Below are 796 nucleotides of genomic sequence, written 5' to 3'. Positions count from 1 at the left end.
AGGCGGGATCTCCCAGTCCTCCAACCGCCGGCCCCAGCCATTGGCCTCGTTGTGCCGCGGCCCGCCCGGGATCCGGCCAGCCCCAGCCCGGGCATCAGTCGAGATATCGAAAGGGCTCCGCTGCTGGAACGGGGCAGGCGGTGCCGGGCGCGGCTGCGCTGTCCCAGCCACTCCAGACCGACCCGGCTCCGGGTCCTCGCCAAGGTCCTGTGGCGCATCGACCGGCCCAGGGCTGGGGTTGAACACCCCGATGAGCGAATTCAACCGATCAAAAAGCTCACCCTGACCACTACCGGCACCATCGCCACGACTGTCGGTCTCGCTGTCGGCCTCGCTGTCGGCCTCGCTGCCAGTACCGTCCGGGCCTGCGTTGTCACCGGCAACCCCAGCCCCGCCACCCTGACCACCCTGGGAGTCCTGGCTGTCTTGACCACCCTGACCACCCTGACTGTTCTGGGGGTTCTGGTTTGGTGGGGTGTCGGTGTTGATGGTGTTGATGTCGGCATGTTTGTTGGGGTTCGTCCCGGTGCCAATGGCGGCCATGAGTTGTTCATGCTGGGCGATCGTCATGTGCCCGTCAAAGTGGATCAGACCATGCCTGGGCTTGCGGAAGAACAAGCCTTGCTTCGCTACTAAATCAGCGTGGCTGGGCTTTTGCCCGTCCGGATCCAGCAAACTCATGATCCGGTTGCCGACCTGACGCAGAAAATCAGGACCACCATCACGGCCCGATTGAACCAGTGTCTCCCGGACCTCGTCACAACGCTCCACACTGATCCGCCCGTTCGCCGCCAAA

The 796-nt window shown here is 64.3% G+C and carries 1 protein-coding gene; it reads left to right on the top strand.

Annotation, left to right across the window (positions count from 1 at the left end; genetic code table 11):
* Positions 1-636 (top strand): hypothetical protein (locus ACT3TS_RS19725; protein WP_444533224.1); only part of this gene is annotated, 636 nt, incomplete at its 5' end.
* Positions 637-796: the final 160 nt, after the last annotated feature.

Source organism: Specibacter sp. AOP5-B1-6 (assembly GCF_052376555.1).
Taxonomy (GTDB): domain Bacteria; phylum Actinomycetota; class Actinomycetes; order Actinomycetales; family Micrococcaceae; genus Specibacter.
This window is presented reverse-complemented; position numbering and strand designations above follow the sequence as displayed.